This is a genomic window from Vibrio sp. 03_296 (assembly GCF_002265885.1).
Genome location: NZ_NPKW01000130.1, coordinates 100,127 through 117,875 on the forward strand (window position 1 = coordinate 100,127; position 17,749 = coordinate 117,875).

Here is a 17,749-nt window from a genome sequence, read left to right on the forward strand (position 1 = left end):
AGTTTTCTAGTTTTCTAGTTTTCTAGTTTTCTAGTTTTCTAGTTTTCTAGTGATTAAATAGGGTTGATGTTCACGCATCAACCTTTTTTATTACCGCTATTTAAGTAATCAAGACATCCACACGAATCGTGTCATCATGCAGATGAACAGAAAAAAGCGGAGGCCAAATGGCCTCCGCTAATACTATGAGAACGCTAGTTATAGCATTACTTCTTAGCAAGTTTCTCTTTGATACGAGCTGACTTACCAGAACGCTCACGTAGGTAGTACAACTTGGCACGACGTACTGCACCACGGCGTTTAACTTCGATGCTATCAACAACTGGAGAGTGAGTTTGGAACGTACGCTCAACACCTTCACCGTTAGAGATCTTACGAACAGTGAATGCAGAGTGTAGACCACGGTTACGAATAGCGATTACAACGCCTTCGTACGCCTGTAGACGCTCACGGTTACCTTCTTTTACCTTAACCTGAACAACAACAGTGTCACCTGGTGCAAATTTAGGTAGGTCTTGCTTCATTTGCTCTTGCTCAAGAGCTTTGATGATGTTACTCATTTTTAATATTCCTAGAATAAACTGATACTAAATTAAATAGGTTACTTGCGCTTATGGTGAGTTTCTTGAATGAACTCAGCAAGTAATTGTTCCTGTTCGTCAGTCAGAGCTAGGTTTTCCAGGAGCTCTGGTCTTCTCTGCCAGGTGCGGCCTAACGACTGTTTCAGTCGCCAACGACGAATTTCCTTATGGTTGCCGGACATCAGTACCTCAGGTACTTCTTTGCCATCCAACACTTCAGGACGCGTATAGTGAGGGCAATCTAACAAGCCATTAGCAAAAGAATCTTCTTCTGCCGACGCAAAATCCCCTAATACTCCCGGAACAAACCGTGAGACAGAATCAATCAACGTCATGGCTGGAATTTCACCACCCGTCATCACAAAATCTCCGATTGACCATTCTTCGTCAACTTCAGATTGAATGATACGCTCATCTACCCCTTCGTATCGGCCACAAATAAGAAGCAAGTTCTCATTGGTTGCCAATTCTTCCACTCCTTGTTGGTCGAGCTTACGACCTTGAGGAGAAAGGTAAATGACTTTCGTCTTGCCTGGTGAGGCTTGTTTGGCTGCATGAATGGCATCTCGCAAAGGCTGAACCATCATTAACATACCAGGGCCACCACCATAAGGTCGGTCATCAACAGTGCGATGTTTATCGTGAGTGAAATCGCGAGGATTCCAAGTCTCAATCGATAAAAGACCTTTTTTAACCGCTTGACCTGTTACTCCAAAATCAGTAACAGAACGGAACATTTCAGGAAAAAGGCTAATTACGCCAACCCACATGTTTATCTCGCTCTGTAGCTTTGGAGATTAGAATCCAGGATCCCAGTCAACTTCGATCCGTTGAGCTTCGCGATCAACTTTGATGATCACTTGCTCTTCAAGGAACGGAATTAAACGTTCCTTTTGCCCAAAAGCATCTTTTAGATTTGCTTTTACTACGAGAACATCGTTTGAGCCCGTTTCTAGCATGTCAGTAACGACACCCAGATCGTAACCATTGGTGGTTACTACTTGCATTCCAAACAATTCTCGCCAGTAGAATTCATCTTCTGACAATTCAGGTAGTACAGCAGGGTCAATAGCGATCTCAAGGTTAGTCAGGAGATGCGCGTCTTCGCGAACATCTAGACCTTCCAGCTTAGCCACCATACCTTTGTTATGGCGCTTCCAGCTTTCAACCTTGAACTCGACCCACACGCCTTTTTGGTTAACGTACCAAGGGCTGTAATCAAATAGGCTTTCGGCATTGTCTGTGTAGGAAAAAACTTTGAGCCAACCACGAATGCCGTAAGTAGAACCAAATTTACCAACAACAATACGTTCATCACTCATTGTTTCTATACCTTTCATCGACATACACTAGTTGCTTAATTAAGCCGCTTTTTGAGCGTCTTTAACTAGCTTAGCAACACGGTCAGATAGAGATGCGCCTTGACCAACCCAGTGGTTAACGCGATCTAGGTCGATACGTAGACCTTCTTCTTGACCTTGTGCAGTTGGGTTAAAGAAACCAACTTTCTCGATGAAACGGCCAGTTGCAACATTGCGGCTGTCCGCTACTACGATTTGATAAAATGGACGCTTTTTAGCGCCGTGACGTGCCAAACGAATGGTTACCATGTCGTCCTCTTTGCTTTCTCAAAAATAAAATTAACCCCAGAAACCATCTATCACTAAACAGTTTGGGGTCTCGTGCCAAAATAAAGCTCCGGAATTTTACTCTTATTAGGCATGAATGCAAGGGGGTTGTTACTTTTTCACCAACATAAATTCATTTTTAAGTTTGTGATGGAGGTAACAAGTTGAAAAGTGGCTAAGGCTTGAGGTTTGAGGTTTGAAGTTTGAAGTTTGAAGTTTGAAGTTTGAAGTTTGAAGTTTGAAGTTTGAAGAGAATGCTAGGCTCTAGCCACAAACAAGTGCTAGAGCCTAAATCATGTTATCGGCCGAATGGATTGAATCCACCGCCCATACCACCCATCATGCCTTGCATATTGCGCATCATGCCTTTGATGCCACCCTTCTGCATTTTCTTCATCATCTTTTGCATTTGGGTAAACTGCTTCAATAGGCGATTCACATCTTGTACTTGGGTGCCAGAACCGGCAGCAATACGCTTTTTACGTGAACCTTTAATCAAATCTGGGTTTTGGCGCTCTTTCATCGTCATGGAGTTGATGATCGCTTCCATCTGCTTGAACATCTTGTCGTCGACTTTATCTTTGATGTCCGATGGCAATTGAGACATACCAGGTAGCTTATCCAGCATACCCATCATGCCCCCCATGTTCTGCATCTGACCAAGTTGTTCACGGAAATCTTCAAGATCAAAGCCTTTTTTCTCTTTGAACTTTTGCGCCAGTTTCTGCGCTTTTTCGGTATCAACGTTGCGTTGCAGATCTTCAATCAGCGACAATACGTCACCCATACCCAGAATACGTGAAGCTACACGATCGGGATGGAATGGCTCAAGTGCGTCGGTCTTTTCACCCACACCTAAGAATTTAATTGGCTTACCTGTGATATGGCGTACCGACAGCGCAGCACCACCACGCGCATCGCCATCCACTTTGGTCAGAATGACCCCCGTCAGTGGCAGAGCGTCACCAAAAGCTTTGGCGGTATTGGCGGCATCTTGACCCGTCATGGCATCAACAACAAACAGCGTTTCCACTGGGTTAATTGCACTATGAAGTTGTTGGATTTCGCCCATCATCGCTTCATCAATCGCTAAGCGACCTGCGGTATCGACGATCAAAACATCAAAGAATTTTTTCTTCGCGTGGTCGATAGCGGCATTGGCGATATCAATCGGCTTTTGGTCAGCAGATGAAGGGAAGAAGTCAACACCAATGTCGCTCGCCAATGTTTCTAACTGTTTGATTGCCGCTGGACGATAAACGTCGGCAGATACAACCAACACTTTCTTCTTATCGCGCTCTTTTAGCAGCTTCGATAGTTTACCGACTGAGGTGGTTTTACCCGCACCTTGTAGACCCGCCATCAAAATAACCGCTGGCGGTTGCGCCGCTAAGTTCAGCGCTTCATTCGATTCACCCATGACCGCTTCAAGTTCACCTTGAACGATCTTAATGAACTCTTGACCGGGTGTCAGTGATTTCGACACTTCCACACCAACGGCTTTTTCTTTTACGCGAGCGACAAATTCACGCACCACAGGTAAGGCAACATCGGCCTCAAGCAGTGCCATTCTTACTTCACGCAGGGTATCTTTGATATTGTCTTCTGTCAGACGACCTTTGCCACTGATATTCTTCAGCGTTTTGGATAATCGATCCGTTAAATTCTCAAACATTGTGTTCTCTACGCTTAATCCGGCGATAAATTGGGGTGAGTATACCTTAGCCACGGAATCAGAGATACCCGCGAAACGGCTCTATTCCACACTATTGGGGATAAGTTATTAATTTCAATATCTCAACTCTTATCATTGATCTGTATTCAACGTAGCCCAGAACTCAGTTGCAAGGTATACTTGCCCCATTCTATTGACCAACTTTCAGGATATATGGACAGCATAATTGCCATTGGTGCCACGATTCTCTACGGATTAGCCATCGCCACGATCGTTCCGGGACTTGCACACCAAACGGGGATAAAGGCCAAAACCGTTTTAATTAGTGCCTCTTTGGCGCTGGTCTTTCACGCGTGGCTATTGAGCGATCTCATTTTTGAAGGGTATGGTCAAAATCTCAGTATTTTAAATGTCGCGTCGTTGATCAGCTTCATCATCTCCTTGGTGATGAGTGCCGCGATGCTCAAAAACCGTTTATGGTTCTTACTGCCTGTCGTCTATAGCTTTGCCGCCATTAATCTCTCTGCTGCGACGTTTTTACCCAGCACTTTCGTTAAGCATTTAGAGAATGACCCTAAGCTGTTAATCCATATTTCCTTGGCACTGTTTTCTTATGCCACTTTGACCATTGGCGCACTATACGCACTTCAATTGGCTTGGCTAGACCATAAACTGAAAGCAAAAAAATCATTAGTCATCAATCCAAACCTACCGCCACTTTTAATGGTGGAAAGACAGCTGTTTAAAATCATTATGATCGGCAATCTACTGTTAACGGCAACGTTGGCAACTGGGTTTGTTTTTGTTCACGATATGTTTGCGGAAGGAAAAGCGCATAAAGCGGTGCTGTCTTTTATTGCTTGGTTGGTTTACTCCACCTTGCTGTGGGGGCATTATCAAAAAGGCTGGCGCGGAAAAAAAGTGACCTGGTTTGCTGTTGCAGGGGCAACTTTATTGACCCTGGCCTATTTTGGCAGCCGCTTTGTAAAAGAGATCATACTGAGCTAAACCCATAATGTACTGTCATTTTTAGGACAGCTATAACGCGTAATAGCACTGTCATTTATCAGGATAACAAAAGGAAAGATTGAGTTTTGGACGACATATCTACGGGTATCTTATTTGCGCTACTCGCGTGTCTTATCGTCATTTCAGGCTATTTCTCTGGTTCAGAGACGGGGATGATGTCACTGAATCGATATCGCTTAAAGCACCTCGCCAATTCAGGGCACAAAGGGGCTAAGCGTGTCGAAAAGTTACTGAGCCGCCCAGACCGATTAATTGGTTTGATTCTTATCGGTAACAACCTTGTCAATATTCTTGCCTCCGCTATCGCGACAATTCTCGGCATGCGCCTTTATGGTGATTTGGGTGTTGCGATTGCAACCGGTGTCCTTACCTTAGTCGTTTTGGTTTTCGCAGAAGTCACCCCAAAAACCGTGGCTGCACTCTATCCTGAACGGGTTTCATACGCGAGCAGCATTTTGCTGGCGGTTTTGATGAAACTGCTGTCGCCTTTGGTGATGTTGGTAAACTTTATTACCAATGGTTTTATTCGCTTACTTGGTTTAAAAGCACAACACAACGGCGAAGATAATCTGAGCTCTGAAGAGTTGCGTACAGTGGTGAACGAAGCGGGCAGCCTGATCCCCCAGCGACATCAAGATATGCTGGTCTCCATTTTGGATCTGGAACACGTCACTGTGAATGACATCATGGTTCCACGCAATGAGATAACGGGTATCGATATCAATGACGATTGGAAATCCATCGTACGTCAATTGGCACACTCCCCACATGGCCGTATTGTCCTCTATCGTGACAAAGTTGATGAAGCGGTGGGTATGTTGCGATTGCGCGAAGCGTATCGTTTGATGTTGGAGAAAAATGAGTTCAACAAGGAAACCTTGTTGCGTGCTGCTGATGAGGTCTATTTCATTCCAGAAAGCACCCCACTTAATGTTCAGTTACTGAAGTTCCAACGCAACAAACAGCGCATCGGCCTGATTGTCGATGAATATGGCGATATTATCGGTCTGGTGACACTGGAAGACATTCTAGAAGAGATTGTGGGTGAATTTACCACCTCGATTGCACCGAGTTTCTCCGATGATATAACACCTCAAAGCGATGGAAGTTTTCTCATTGAGGGCAGTACCAACATCCGTGATATCAATAAAGGTTTGAAATGGAAACTTCCCACCGATGGCCCAAGAACCTTGAACGGCTTGATTTTGGAACACTTAGAGCATATTCCTGAAAACCACTTGAGCATCAAGATCGAAGGACATGCGATGGAGATTGTGCAACTGGAAGGAAACCGAATTAAGTCGGTAAAAGTGTTTCCTAAACGCAAACGCAAAACAGCCTAATGACGATCAAAAAGGCCCAGTGGAAACACTGGGCCTTTAACGTTTATGATGATCTGAATTAATCGACTTTGAGCTCTTTTAGCATTGCTTCTGGCAATGCTAGCTCATCGTTTCTATTGACTGAAATACCAACCGCTAAGATATTTTGAGCAATTTGCTTCGCTTCATCTAGCGAATGCATGGCTGCGGTACCGCACTGATACTCGTTCAACTCAGGGATCTTGTTTTGGCTTTCCACTTTCAACACATCTTCCATCGAAGCCGTCCACGCCGCCGCCACTTGTTGTTCGGTCGGCTCGCCAATCAAACTCATGTAGAAACCGGTACGACAGCCCATCGGTGAGATATCGATGATCTCAACCGAGGCGCCATTGAGATGCTTACGCATAAAGCCTGCGTACAAGTGCTCTAAAGTGTGAATGCCTTTCTCTGACAAAATATCTTTGTTAGGTGCAGTGAAACGTAAGTCAAACACGGTAATGTTGTCGCCTTTTGGCGTTTGCATGGTTTTTGCCACACGCACCGCGGGTGCATGCATGCGAGTGTGGTCAACGGTAAAACTATCTAATAATGGCATTACTTCTCTCCTGCTCTATTCGTCCTTGATGCTCAGAGGACTTTGCTGATTTAGAAAAACCAGCTTCGATTATCTTCCAATTCTTGACGGCACTGCTTTAGCTGCCAGCCATAATCTTTTGTTTGTTGTTCCACTTTACGAGCTACCTTAATGAGTGAAGGTTTCCTTTGATAGCTCTTACGCTGATAACCACCTCGACCTTCGTGATAAGCGAGATACTGATTATAAGGGTCCCATAAGGAAATCCCCAACTGCTTACGTGTTTCACTGGTATACCAACCAATGAACATCAACGAGTCATCAAAGTTAGTTCGTGAGCCGCCATGTCCTGTGGCACGTTGAAAATCTTCCCAAGCCGGATCTTGCGCTTGAGCATAACCATACGCGCTACTCACGTGCCCCCAAGGAATAAACCCAAGTATATAGTCTTTTGGTGGTCTTGCGTCGTGGCGAAAGCTGCTTTCTTGTTTGACAAACGCCATCGCGACTTGAATCGGGGTTCCCCACTCCTTTTCCATCGCTAAGGCATCTTTATACCAGCGAGGTTTCTCACGGAAAATGTCGCATACGTTATTTTGCTGCGCCGGCGGGGTAGTCGCACAGCCAGATAACCCCACCAAACCGAACAACAACACACGGCGAGCAATCTTACTCACTCCTCTTTCAGCAGAGGCTCCTGTCATTGCCGATTCCCTATTTTAAGTAGGCAAAATAATCGGCCAAAAAGGTATCGAAATCCACCTCATCGGCTTGTTCAATCTGGCTCTGTTTAATGAGGGAGAGCTCAACTTCTTGCTCCATTTGCTGCAGAGAGAAGTGACGATATTGATGAGCTAAGTTTTGCTCACGGTATGCACGCCCCAACTCACACCCCGTCGCTCCTAAGCTGCCATTTTTCTGAATCAAAGTAAGTAGCTGTGCAGAAAGCGTTTTTTCTGGATGGTCAATCCACTTTTCCAGCTCACTACAAGCGAGGCTGTACTGATTGTCACCGTGGGCACTGTCCATCACTTCCGCTAGCTGGCGCAGCTCTGCAAACACGCGATGAGCCCAAGCTTGTAAGCTGAGCTTTTCACCTTGACAACCGATCTGCAGCTCTAAACCATACTCGCGGCCAGATACCACCACCTTGTTCCAGTTCTCTCGCCAGCAAGCCAGTTCACATTGATCCATCGGTTGCGATTCAGACAAGGCAGCCCAAGTTAAGAACAAATCGAGGAAACGCACTTGAGTTTCCGTGATACCCACCGGCGTAAAGGGATTCACATCCAGCGAGCGAACTTCGATGTATTCTACCCCACCTCGCGCCAATGCTTCTGAAGGTTTCTCGCCATTTTTCGCCACACGCTTTGGTCGAATCGGAGCATAGAGCTCATTTTCAATTTGCAGTACGTTACTGTTAAGCTGGCGATATTCGCCATTTTCCTTCACACCCAACTTGGCAAACTCAGCCGAAGGCGTGCGAATGGCTTTACTTAGCCCCTCTAGGTATTGGTCAATGCTGTTGAAGCCAATCGTCAGTCCACTTTGAGCGCTATTGGTGTAGCCCAAATCGCTCAAGCGTAGCGACGTTGCCTTAGGTAAATACAGGGTTTTCCCCAATGCTTCGAAAGGCAGCGATGTCTCGCGTCCTTGAAGAAACGAGGAACACATTGCGGGTGATGCACCAAAGAAATAAGGAATCAGCCAACCAAAGCGGTAATAGTTACGAATTAGGCCAAAATAGGCTTCCGACTTCGTTGCTTGGCGCTCATCTTCTGTTTGCTCACCATGCAGTGCATCCCAAAAGCTATCAGGAAATGAGAAGTTGAAATGCACGCCAGAAATGATCTGCATGAGGCTACCGTAACGGCGCTTCAAGCCTTCTCGATAGAGGGTTTTCATTTTGGCCGAGTTTGAGCTGCCATACTGCGCCAACGTAATTTGATCTTCAGTCTCGACAAAACAAGGCATCGACATTGGCCACATTTTTTCTTCACCCAACTGAGTTTGAGTGAAATGATGAATATCATCCAACTGGCCCAACAAAACATCGATGTCATGAGAAACAGGGGTAATGAATTCTAACAACGACTCCGCAAAGTCGGTGGTGATCCACCGATTGGTAAACGCAGAACCCAAACCTTGAGGATGCATGGTGGTCGCTATCCGACCATTTTGGCTGTAGCGTAACGTTTCACGCTCCACACCACGGCCAAACTGTTTAAACACTTCTGGGTTTCTTGCAACTAACTCAAGTCGCGCAGCAAAATCAGTCAAAATGAAATTCACTTATATCAGAAGCTTGCAGCGTCACACCTGCAAACTGAATTGTCGGAAATCGAAATGGTCTGGATACCCTTCTGTGTATCCAAAAGGGTATCCAGACCAACAACAAGTAGCGAAGAGCTAATACTCTTCGCTACTAAATGTGTACTCTATCGGATGATTTCAAGCTCTTCTACGGCTTTATTCAACTTTTCCAATTGTGGGCGAAGCGTTTTCGCATCCCCAACCACGATCATCTGATAGTCATTCGGGTCAAACCATTTCTTCGCCAAATCGTTAAGTGGCGCTTTATCAATGTTTTCCACAATCGCGTTACGCTGTTTAAGATAATCTTCATCCAAACTGTAACGGAGAATATTTCCGATCAACTGCGCTTTTTGTCCGGGAGTTTCATACTTCAAGGCATCTTGCTGACCAACCGCCTGACGCATGAAATGCAGCTCATCATCCGTCATACCCGATTGAGAAAACTCATTCAGTTCATTCTCCATCTCCATTAACGCAGGGATGGTTGCATCGGCACGCACTTGCGCATCAAACACCACGACACCGGTCTCGAGATTGCTGGCAAAGTAGCCTTGCGCCCCGTATGTGTATCCTTTGTCCTCACGAAGATTCTGATTTAAACGGCTGTTGAAATTGCCGGCCAAATTAAAGTTCGCTAATTGGCTTAGGAACATTTCACCAGTGGCATCATACGGCAAACCAAGGCGTACCATGCGAATGACGCTTTGTGGCGCTCCCGGTTTATCCACCAAGTAGATTCTTGAATCGCTTAATGGCTTCACAACTTGCGGGCGATACAACGGCGCGGCCTCACCTTGCCATGCTTTCCAAAATGCCAACTGACTGGCCATTTCTCGGCGACTCAAATCCCCCACGACCACGATCTGTGTGCTTTGTGGTGTGTAGTGCGATTGATAAAATGCTTTGACATCAGCCAGCGTGAGCGCTTGCAATGAAGCCATCGTGCCATCACTGGAACGAGCAAACAGCGTGTCACCATAAATCACTTGGCGCGTTGCTTGCGAAGCCATCCAGCTTGGTTGCTGCTGCTCATAAACGGCCCCTTCGATCATTTGCTTCTTCGCTCGAGCGAAATCATCCTCATCAAACGCAGGAGACCGGATCATCTGCTGAAAAATTTCCAACGTTGCTGGTAAATTTTTCTCTAATGCAGAAAGCGTGACTGTCGTGCTGTATCGCTCGGCAGAAACACTGATGTTACTGCCCAACTTGTCCAACTCCGCTTGTAACTCTTCCGCACTGCGAGAGGTTGTCCCCTCCTCCATCATAGCGGCGGTGAGTTTAGCTAACCCTTCTTTACCTACCGGGTCAAATCGGCTCCCTGCTGGGAAGCGGAACTGCATCAATACGGTTGGCGTTTCATCACTGACAGCGCCTAATAATTCGCTGCCGTTATCAAAATGCACTTTGTACAGATCTGGCATTTCAGCTTTCACTGGCTCTCCAGCCGGTGGCATTTGAGCTCGGTCAAAACTGTTTTCCGCTTTACGATAGGCCAACTGATCATCGGTGATTTTTTGGTATTCAGGCAAGGTTCTCGCCGGCGTCACAAAGTTGGCTTTTTGCACCGCCATGTCTATTTTGCCCTTAGGCACCACGCTTAAAGTCACTTTGTTTTTGCCATCAATAAATTGTTGATAGGCTTGGTTGACCGAATCCGCCGTCACCGCGCGTAATTGATCTAATTGATATTCGATGCGATCAGGGGTGGCAAAGAAGGTCTCATTCGATGCGAGCTGACTGACTTTACCGCTGACGCTTTGTAATGAGAACACGGCATCGGCTTCTGCTTTACCAATGATCTGCTCAAGGCGTTTCCCATCGGCGCCCTTCTGTTTAAACTCATCTAAGGTCTGCATCAGCTCTTGATATAAGCTGGCCAAATCTCCCTTGTCTCCGGAGTCCCCCATCGCGTACACGTAGAAAGTACAAGCCAGTTCCGCACAATCTTGGAAGGCACCAGCGTCGACTGCTTTTTGCGTTTTTACGAGATTTTGGTATAGCAAGCTGTTGTTGCCTTCCCCTAGTAAACTCGCCAATGCATCGAGAGAGGCTTGATGATCTTCACCTTTGTAAGTCGTCGGCCACGCCATCATCACCATCGGCTGTCTAATACGATCTTCCAGCGTGATGAAGCGATTTTCTTTCAGGGTTGCAGGCTGCTTCGGCGCGTTATTCACCTCTGGCCCACGTGGAATACTGCCAAAATATTTATTGACCCATTCCAATGTCTGATCGGTATCTATGTCACCACCGATAGTTAACACGGCGTTATTAGGCCCATACCAGCGTAAGAAAAACGCTTTCAGGTCATTGACGTCGACACGATCAAGATCTTCAACATAACCAATAGTTTGCCACGAATACGGGTGCCCTTCAGGGTAAATCGCTTCCGCCATTTTTTCCCAAATCAAACCGTAAGGGCGGTTGTCATAGCGTTGAGCGCGCTCATTTTTCACGGTGTCGCGTTGCACCTCAAACTTACGCTGCGAGACGGCATCAAGCAAAAAGCCCATGCGATCTGACTCTAACCACAACATTTTCTCAAGTTGGTTCGCTGGCACCGTTTCGAAATAGTTGGTTCTATCTCGGTTTGTGGTGCCATTCAGGGTTCCGCCCGCCTCCGTAATGATCTTGAAGTGTTGCTGATCACCAACATTCTCCGAACCTTGGAACATCATATGCTCGAAGAAATGCGCAAAGCCTGACTTACCAATCTCTTCTCGAGCCGAGCCGACGTGGTAAGTGACGTCAACGTGCACTAAGGGATCGGAGTGATCGGGAGACAAAATGACGGTTAAGCCATTTTCTAAACGGTATTTTTCATACGGGATTTTGACCTTACCCGCTTGTGCTGACGACTCTTCAATCAGAGTCACGCCTTCTGGTAATGATGAGAAAAACGGCACAGAAACCGATTTTACGGAAGAACAACCAGCGAGGACAAAAAGAGAGCAGGCACTCAGCATCAGTTTTTTCATGCTTTTTCCTTAGAATAGTCCGATATAAAGCATAGCTAGCACGCTATAGCGTACCGCTTTACCCAGCGCAATCAGCGCCAAGCAAGGAAGAAATTTCATTCGCAGCCAACCAGCTGCTAAACAGAGAGGATCACCAATCACAGGAAGCCAACTAAAAAACAGCCCCCAATAGCCGTATTTGGCTAACCATCTCAAAGCGGTATGACCATGTTTTTCCTGTTGAGTTCGATTTGGTAGCAGCAAACCTAGCCAATAGTTAGTTAACCCACCAAGGGTATTTCCTAGCGTCGCGACAATAATGATGTGTGAAATTGGAAACTGATTAAGAGACAAGGTCGCGATCAAACTCGCCTCTGAGCCTCCAGGTAATAAGGTTGCACTGAGAAAACCAGTGAAAAACAATACCCAAAGTGCAGAGTCGGAAAACCACAATGCCGCCTCTGCAAACCATCCATTAAAGGTTTCTAACATTGCATATCCAGTAGTACTTTTCCTCGGGTATGCGCTGTTTCGATTTGTTTGTGCGCATCGCTGACCTCATGCATCGGATAGATACGCTGAATTTCTGTTTTAAGTAAGCCAACGCCCACCATATACAGCAATGTATCCAACTGCTGAGGATCGGGCTCCACTAGCATCCCCATTGCTTCAAACCCGAGCAGTTTGGCTTTTTCACAGATCATCTCAGCACTCAGCGTCGGCACCGTCACGACTCTGGCGTTGTCTTTTAAGCACTTCAATGCATCAAGGGCGACATCACCACCAACCAGATCAATCAATACATCCACATCACTCAAACGCTCTGAAGCAGGAGCAAATTGGTAATTGATGGCATGAGCACCCAAGGTCGCCATGTAATCTAAGTTGCGTTCACTGCATGTCGTGTACACTTCAGCTTTCGCGGCAACGGCGATTTGCACCGCCAAATGACCAACACCACCCGCACCAGCGAGGATAAGCACTCTCTCCCCTTCTTTCACTTGAGCCTTGTTCAGCGCTTGTGCTGCCGTTTGCCCGGCTAATGGGAGTACCGCCGCTGCCTCTAAGGTGACCGAGCCGGGCACCAAACTCAATGCGTCTTCTTCTACGCAAAGATACTGGCTGTAACCACCGCCTTCTAATGGGAAACCAACAAAACCGGCAACGGTATCGCCTATGACAAAGCGCTCCGCGTTCTCACCACAACTGACCACTTTGCCAGAAATGTCATAACCGGGCACCCAAGGTAATTTGTCCTTATTCTGTGCAGCGGCCCATCCCAGACCTGCACGCGTTTTAACATCAATAGGATTAATCCCTGAAAAATAGACTTTAATGATGACCTGACCAGGTTTGGGTTCAGGCATTTGACTTGAACGGATAGCCAGTACATCAGGGCCACCAAATTCTGTAATAACGATTTGCTTATTTTCCATAATCAGCCGTTCCTAAGGACAAAAAGAAAGGGATGCCGAAGCATCCCTTTGACTATAAACCATTTTGTTAACCGAAGTTAATTGTGATGGCACAATTTGACTGACATTTCACAGCGAAGTTAGCCAACCAGAGCCAACAGCACACCGGCGGCTACCGCACTGCCCAGAACACCCGCCACATTCGGCCCCATCGCATGCATCAACAAAAAGTTTTGCGGGTTTGCTTCAAGCCCTACTTTGTTAACCACGCGAGCCGCCATAGGCACCGCTGATACACCAGCAGCCCCAATCAACGGGTTGATGTCTTCTTCCGAGAACTTGTTGAGTAGCTTCGCCATCAGTACCCCCGCGCCAGTCCCAATACTGAACGCTGCAGCACCTAATGCAAGAATGCCCAAAGTCTCCACATTCAAGAAGTGCTCAGCTTGTAGCTTCGAGCCTACGCCTAAACCCAGGAAAATCGTCACGATGTTGATCAGCTCATTTTGCGCGGTTTTCGACAAACGCTCCACCACACCCGCTTCACGCATCAAGTTCCCCAGACAGAACATCCCTACCAGCGGTGTTGCAGAGGGAAGGAACAAGATGGTCATCACCAATACCGCTAATGGGAAAAGCACTTTCTCCACTTTTCCGACATGGCGAAGTTGAGCCATTTTGATCTTACGCTCTTCCGGTGTCGTGAGCGCCTTCATGATAGGCGGCTGGATAATAGGAACCAAGGCCATGTAACTGTATGCCGCTACCGCAATCGCACCGAGTAAATCGGGAGAGAGACGGCTTGCGAGGAAAATGGCCGTTGGACCATCCGCGCCACCGATGATGGCGATGGACGACGCATCCTCCATGGAAAACTCCATGCCCGGCACATAGTTCAATAGAATCGCACCAAACAGCGTGGCAAAAATACCAAACTGCGCGGCGGCACCGAGCCATAAGGTTTTAGGGTTGGCAATCAAGGCACCAAAATCCGTCATTGCCCCCACGCCCATAAAAATAAGCAGTGGGAAAACGCCAGATTCAATACCAATGTAGTAGACGTAGTAAAGCAACCCACCCGGCTCGGTAAAGCCCGCATTCGGGATATTAGCCAAAATGGCACCAAAGCCAATAGGCAGCAGAAGTAAAGGCTCAAAGCCTTTACTAATGGCTAAAAACAGCAGTACACAGCCTACTGCGATCATACAGATTTGCCCGAGTTCAAAGTGGGCAATTCCCGTTTCAGACCAAAGCGTGATTAATCCATCCATGGTACATCCTTACGCCAAACTCAGTAGAGGTGAGCCTACTGTCACGGCATCTCCCTCTTTCACATTCAGTTCATGCACCACACCACTACGAGCAGCGCGGACTTCAGTTTCCATTTTCATCGCTTCGAGGATCAGCAGAATATCGCCCTCCTCAACCGAGCTTCCTGCTTGAACATGAACTTTGAAGATGTTACCTGCAAGCGGAGCCGATACAGCCTCTGCATCGCTTGGTACTGCCGCAACAGGAGCCGCGATAGGAGTACTCGCTGGCGCAGCGGCTGGTGTCACCGATGTCAATTGACCTTCTGGCCCTACTTCAACATGGAATACCTGACCATCAACACGGACACTATAAGCTTCAACGGCACCATTAGCGGCTTTCGTCACCGTTGGCTGAGCCACCTCAAGAGTTGGTGCTGGCTCAAATGCATCAGGATTACCACGATTCTTAAGGAACTTCAGGCCAACTTGCGGGAAGAGTGCGTAAGTTAGAACGTCATCAACACTCTCTTTAGCCAATTGAATGCCTTCTGATTGTGCTTTTGCCAACAGTTCGTCTGTCAATGTATGCAATTCCGCTTCAAGTAAATCAGCTGGTCGACAAGTGACAGCTTCAGCGCCGTTTAGTACACGAGCTTGCAACTGCGCATTCACTGGAGCAGGTGCGGCGCCATATTCGCCTTTGAGAACGCCTGCCGTTTCTTTGGTGATGCTCTTATAACGCTCGCCCGTCAGGACGTTGATGACCGCTTGAGTGCCGACAATTTGCGAGGTTGGAGTCACCAATGGAATAAATCCAAGATCTTCACGCACGCGAGGGATCTCTTCAAGGACTTCGTCGATACGATCCGCCGCGCCTTGCTCTTTCAATTGGCTTTCCATGTTGGTCAGCATACCACCAGGAACTTGAGCAATCAGAATGCGAGAATCCACCCCTTTCAATTGCCCTTCGAACTTAGCGTACTTCTTACGAACTTCACGGAAATACGCTGCAATAGGTTCTATTTGAGCAAGGTCCAAATTGGTATCACGCTCAGTACCTTGCAACATCGCCACAACGGTTTCCGTTGGCGTGTGACCGTAGGTGCAACTCATCGATGAAATCGCAGTATCCAAAATATCGATGCCCGACTCTACCGCCTTAATTGCCGTAGCGGTCGACAAACCCGTAGTGGCATGGCAGTGCAGTGCCAATGGGATATCACAAGAGGCTTTAATGCGCGTAATCAATTCTTGCGCTTCATAAGGCTTAAGTAAGCCAGACATGTCTTTGATACAAAGCGAGTGACAACCCAAGTCTTCTAAACGTTTGGCGAGATCGACCCAAGTATCGGTATTGTGAACTGGGCTGGTAGTGTAAGAAAGCGTTCCTTGCGCATGTGCACCAACGTCCACCGTTGCTTTAACTGCTTTTTGGAAGTTACGCACGTCGTTCATCGCATCAAAGATACGGAAAACATCCATACCGTTGGCATGAGCACGTTCAACAAACTTCTCAACCACATCATCAGCATAATGACGATAACCCAGCAGATTTTGACCACGTAGTAGCATCTGCATTGGTGTATTCGGCATTGCTTTCTTCAGTTCACGCAAACGCTCCCACGGATCTTCCCCTAAAAAACGAATACACGCATCAAAGGTGGCACCACCCCAGGTTTCGAGCGACCAATAACCCACTTTATCCAACTCTGCTGCAATAGGCAGCATGTCTTCTATGCGCATTCGAGTCGCAAACAGTGATTGATGGGCGTCACGTAGGACCACATCCGTAATTGCTAGTGGCTTAGACATGCTCATAAACTCCTTTTATTCCTTTGTTGTACTACTTCGCAACCGAGGCGCGATGCTGATGAATCGCTGCAGAAATTGCCGCGACAACCTGTGGACTCACTGTTGAAGTGTGGTTGGTTTGATTCTTTGCCGCTTTAGGCGCTGTGATCGGTGGTGGTACTTCTTGCGGTACCAATTTCGACATCAAGCGAACGAGGAAAATAAGAACGGTGAGAAAAATAAATACGACCCCCATTCCCGTTACCATTAGGGCTGCCGCATCAACTAAGAGGCTTCCAATATTTGTCATCTTGCTTCCTTTCTGTGTCATCCTGACATAACGCAGGACATGATTTATACACAATCCCGACCAATCGATTATCTAGATTGGTTAAATATTGTCAATTTTGTTTAAAAAGGTTTCAGAGCATCCAGCACTATTGGTTGCTTTTTCACCACACAGATCACATAAACTAAAATATTTGCCCAAATTCCTGATACTTAATATGGACATTCATCAATTTACTGCAGAAGTTCGAACAAAACTGCGATAGAGATAAAAGAACATCAATAAGCTTTTGAATTATAAGAATTAAAAACAACAACAATTTTAACATTTTGGAAACATTTAAATGCTTGTTGTTTCTTTTGAGTAGTAAAGAATGGCGTTGATGAGAGAGATGAGAGAGATGAGAGAGATGAGAGAGATGAGAAACACTCGCTAAGAATAAATCGATTGTCCAGAAATGAAGATCAAGGGGATTTTAAAATCCAATGCTCACAAGCACAAAACGTAGGCATAAGAAAAAACCCTGCATTTTCATGCAGGGTTTTAAATAATGGCGCGCTCGAGAGGATTCGAACCTCTGACCGCCTGGTTCGTAGCCAGGTACTCTATCCAGCTGAGCTACGAGCGCGCAATATTCTGTTGTTCACCTTGTCACTTCCAGAAGAGAAAGTGGCGCGTCCGAGAGGATTCGAACCTCTGACCGCCTGGTTCGTAGCCAGGTACTCTATCCAGCTGAGCTACGGACGCGCAGGTGTTTGATATCAAAACCGCTTACACTATTTCAATATCAGGAGCGAAGCCCCTTTAATCGTTAAAAGAATATTCATTTGAAGAAATGGCGCGCTCGAGAGGATTCGAACCTCTGACCGCCTGGTTCGTAGCCAGGTACTCTATCCAGCTGAGCTACGAGCGC

At 46.7% G+C, this 17,749-nt stretch carries 16 protein-coding genes and 3 tRNA genes; 2 read left to right on the forward strand and 17 right to left on the reverse strand.

Going from position 1 to position 17,749, the window contains the following annotated elements; genetic code table 11:
- Positions 1–206 precede the first annotated feature (206 nt).
- The 5 genes from rplS to ffh form a co-directional block, all read right to left on the reverse strand.
- Positions 207–560, reverse strand: a complete 354-nt coding sequence (gene rplS / locus CIK04_RS16445) for a 50S ribosomal protein L19 (RefSeq protein WP_011079544.1) — start codon at positions 558–560, stop codon at positions 207–209.
- A gap of 41 nt (positions 561–601) precedes the next feature.
- Positions 602–1,351 (reverse strand): tRNA (guanosine(37)-N1)-methyltransferase TrmD, encoded by a 750-nt coding sequence (trmD, locus tag CIK04_RS16450; RefSeq protein ID WP_011079543.1) that lies wholly within the window; start codon positions 1,349–1,351, stop codon positions 602–604.
- A gap of 27 nt (positions 1,352–1,378) precedes the next feature.
- Complete coding sequence (rimM, locus tag CIK04_RS16455) at positions 1,379–1,927, reverse strand: ribosome maturation factor RimM (RefSeq protein ID WP_038941427.1); 549 nt, start codon at positions 1,925–1,927, stop codon at positions 1,379–1,381.
- A gap of 15 nt (positions 1,928–1,942) precedes the next feature.
- Entirely contained in the window at positions 1,943–2,191 is a 249-nt protein-coding gene (gene rpsP, locus CIK04_RS16460) for a 30S ribosomal protein S16 (RefSeq protein WP_011079541.1), read from the reverse strand.
- Between the two features lie 316 nt (positions 2,192–2,507).
- The gene (ffh, locus tag CIK04_RS16465) at positions 2,508–3,884 is read right to left on the reverse strand and encodes a signal recognition particle protein (protein WP_011079540.1); all 1,377 of its coding nucleotides are present in this window, start codon (positions 3,882–3,884) and stop codon (positions 2,508–2,510) included.
- Positions 3,885–4,097: 213 nt separating this feature from the next.
- Between ffh and CIK04_RS16470 the strand changes: the two genes are divergently transcribed.
- Both CIK04_RS16470 and CIK04_RS16475 read left to right on the forward strand, forming a co-directional pair.
- Entirely contained in the window at positions 4,098–4,892 is a 795-nt protein-coding gene (locus CIK04_RS16470; RefSeq protein ID WP_097352082.1) for an inner membrane protein YpjD, read from the forward strand.
- An 86-nt stretch (positions 4,893–4,978) separates the two neighbouring features.
- Positions 4,979–6,256 carry an HlyC/CorC family transporter gene (locus tag CIK04_RS16475; RefSeq protein ID WP_038941428.1) on the forward strand — a complete coding sequence of 426 codons (1,278 nt, stop codon included), beginning with the start codon at positions 4,979–4,981 and terminating at the stop codon, positions 6,254–6,256.
- Between the two features lie 58 nt (positions 6,257–6,314).
- On the opposite strand, the gene luxS is transcribed toward CIK04_RS16475, so the two are convergent.
- The 12 genes from luxS to CIK04_RS16535 form a co-directional block, all read right to left on the reverse strand.
- A complete protein-coding gene (luxS, locus tag CIK04_RS16480; protein ID WP_097352081.1) occupies positions 6,315–6,833 on the reverse strand; it encodes an S-ribosylhomocysteine lyase in 519 nt (172 codons plus the stop codon).
- Between the two features lie 50 nt (positions 6,834–6,883).
- Positions 6,884–7,516 carry a hypothetical protein gene (locus tag CIK04_RS16485; RefSeq protein WP_038969645.1) on the reverse strand — a complete coding sequence of 211 codons (633 nt, stop codon included), beginning with the start codon at positions 7,514–7,516 and terminating at the stop codon, positions 6,884–6,886.
- 10 nt (positions 7,517–7,526) lie between these two features.
- Positions 7,527–9,092, reverse strand: a complete 1,566-nt coding sequence (gene gshA, locus CIK04_RS16490; protein WP_026060800.1) for a glutamate--cysteine ligase — start codon at positions 9,090–9,092, stop codon at positions 7,527–7,529.
- A 158-nt stretch (positions 9,093–9,250) separates the two neighbouring features.
- Complete coding sequence (locus CIK04_RS16495; RefSeq protein ID WP_097352080.1) at positions 9,251–12,109, reverse strand: pitrilysin family protein; 2,859 nt, start codon at positions 12,107–12,109, stop codon at positions 9,251–9,253.
- Between the two features lie 9 nt (positions 12,110–12,118).
- A complete protein-coding gene (locus tag CIK04_RS16500) occupies positions 12,119–12,580 on the reverse strand; it encodes a YqaA family protein (RefSeq protein WP_017421181.1) in 462 nt (153 codons plus the stop codon).
- On the reverse strand, positions 12,574–13,524 hold the full coding sequence (locus CIK04_RS16505) for an NADP-dependent oxidoreductase (protein WP_097352079.1): 951 nt from the start codon (positions 13,522–13,524) through the stop codon (positions 12,574–12,576). The genes CIK04_RS16500 and CIK04_RS16505 overlap by 7 nt, the downstream gene beginning before the upstream one ends.
- A 119-nt stretch (positions 13,525–13,643) precedes the next feature.
- Positions 13,644–14,774, reverse strand: coding sequence for a sodium ion-translocating decarboxylase subunit beta (locus tag CIK04_RS16510; RefSeq protein ID WP_017421179.1), 1,131 nt, complete (start codon positions 14,772–14,774; stop codon positions 13,644–13,646).
- 9 nt (positions 14,775–14,783) lie between these two features.
- The gene (gene oadA / locus CIK04_RS16515) at positions 14,784–16,568 is read right to left on the reverse strand and encodes a sodium-extruding oxaloacetate decarboxylase subunit alpha (protein ID WP_086018381.1); all 1,785 of its coding nucleotides are present in this window, start codon (positions 16,566–16,568) and stop codon (positions 14,784–14,786) included.
- Between the two features lie 31 nt (positions 16,569–16,599).
- Entirely contained in the window at positions 16,600–16,857 is a 258-nt protein-coding gene (locus CIK04_RS16520) for an oxaloacetate decarboxylase subunit gamma (RefSeq protein ID WP_038941434.1), read from the reverse strand.
- Positions 16,858–17,387: 530 nt separating this feature from the next.
- Positions 17,388–17,464, reverse strand: a tRNA-Arg gene (locus CIK04_RS16525).
- Between the two features lie 42 nt (positions 17,465–17,506).
- Positions 17,507–17,583: transfer RNA gene (locus CIK04_RS16530), tRNA-Arg, on the reverse strand.
- An 89-nt stretch (positions 17,584–17,672) separates the two neighbouring features.
- A tRNA-Arg gene (locus CIK04_RS16535) sits at positions 17,673–17,749 on the reverse strand.

Excerpts from the sequence above, each read along its gene's own strand:
- rplS (WP_011079544.1), bottom strand. The coding sequence starts at position 560 with ATGAGTAACATCATCAAAGCTCTTGAGCAAGAGCAAATGAAGCAAGAC.
- trmD (WP_011079543.1), bottom strand. The coding sequence starts at position 1,351 with ATGTGGGTTGGCGTAATTAGCCTTTTTCCTGAAATGTTCCGTTCTGTT.
- rimM (WP_038941427.1), bottom strand. The coding sequence starts at position 1,927 with ATGTCGATGAAAGGTATAGAAACAATGAGTGATGAACGTATTGTTGTT.
- rpsP (WP_011079541.1), bottom strand. The coding sequence starts at position 2,191 with ATGGTAACCATTCGTTTGGCACGTCACGGCGCTAAAAAGCGTCCATTT.
- ffh (WP_011079540.1), bottom strand. The coding sequence starts at position 3,884 with ATGTTTGAGAATTTAACGGATCGATTATCCAAAACGCTGAAGAATATC.
- CIK04_RS16470 (WP_097352082.1), top strand. The coding sequence starts at position 4,098 with ATGGACAGCATAATTGCCATTGGTGCCACGATTCTCTACGGATTAGCC.
- luxS (WP_097352081.1), bottom strand. The coding sequence starts at position 6,833 with ATGCCATTATTAGATAGTTTTACCGTTGACCACACTCGCATGCATGCA.
- CIK04_RS16485 (WP_038969645.1), bottom strand. The coding sequence starts at position 7,516 with ATGACAGGAGCCTCTGCTGAAAGAGGAGTGAGTAAGATTGCTCGCCGT.
- CIK04_RS16495 (WP_097352080.1), bottom strand. The coding sequence starts at position 12,109 with ATGAAAAAACTGATGCTGAGTGCCTGCTCTCTTTTTGTCCTCGCTGGT.
- CIK04_RS16500 (WP_017421181.1), bottom strand. The coding sequence starts at position 12,580 with ATGTTAGAAACCTTTAATGGATGGTTTGCAGAGGCGGCATTGTGGTTT.
- CIK04_RS16505 (WP_097352079.1), bottom strand. The coding sequence starts at position 13,524 with ATGGAAAATAAGCAAATCGTTATTACAGAATTTGGTGGCCCTGATGTA.
- CIK04_RS16510 (WP_017421179.1), bottom strand. The coding sequence starts at position 14,774 with ATGGATGGATTAATCACGCTTTGGTCTGAAACGGGAATTGCCCACTTT.
- oadA (WP_086018381.1), bottom strand. The coding sequence starts at position 16,568 with ATGTCTAAGCCACTAGCAATTACGGATGTGGTCCTACGTGACGCCCAT.
- CIK04_RS16520 (WP_038941434.1), bottom strand. The coding sequence starts at position 16,857 with ATGACAAATATTGGAAGCCTCTTAGTTGATGCGGCAGCCCTAATGGTA.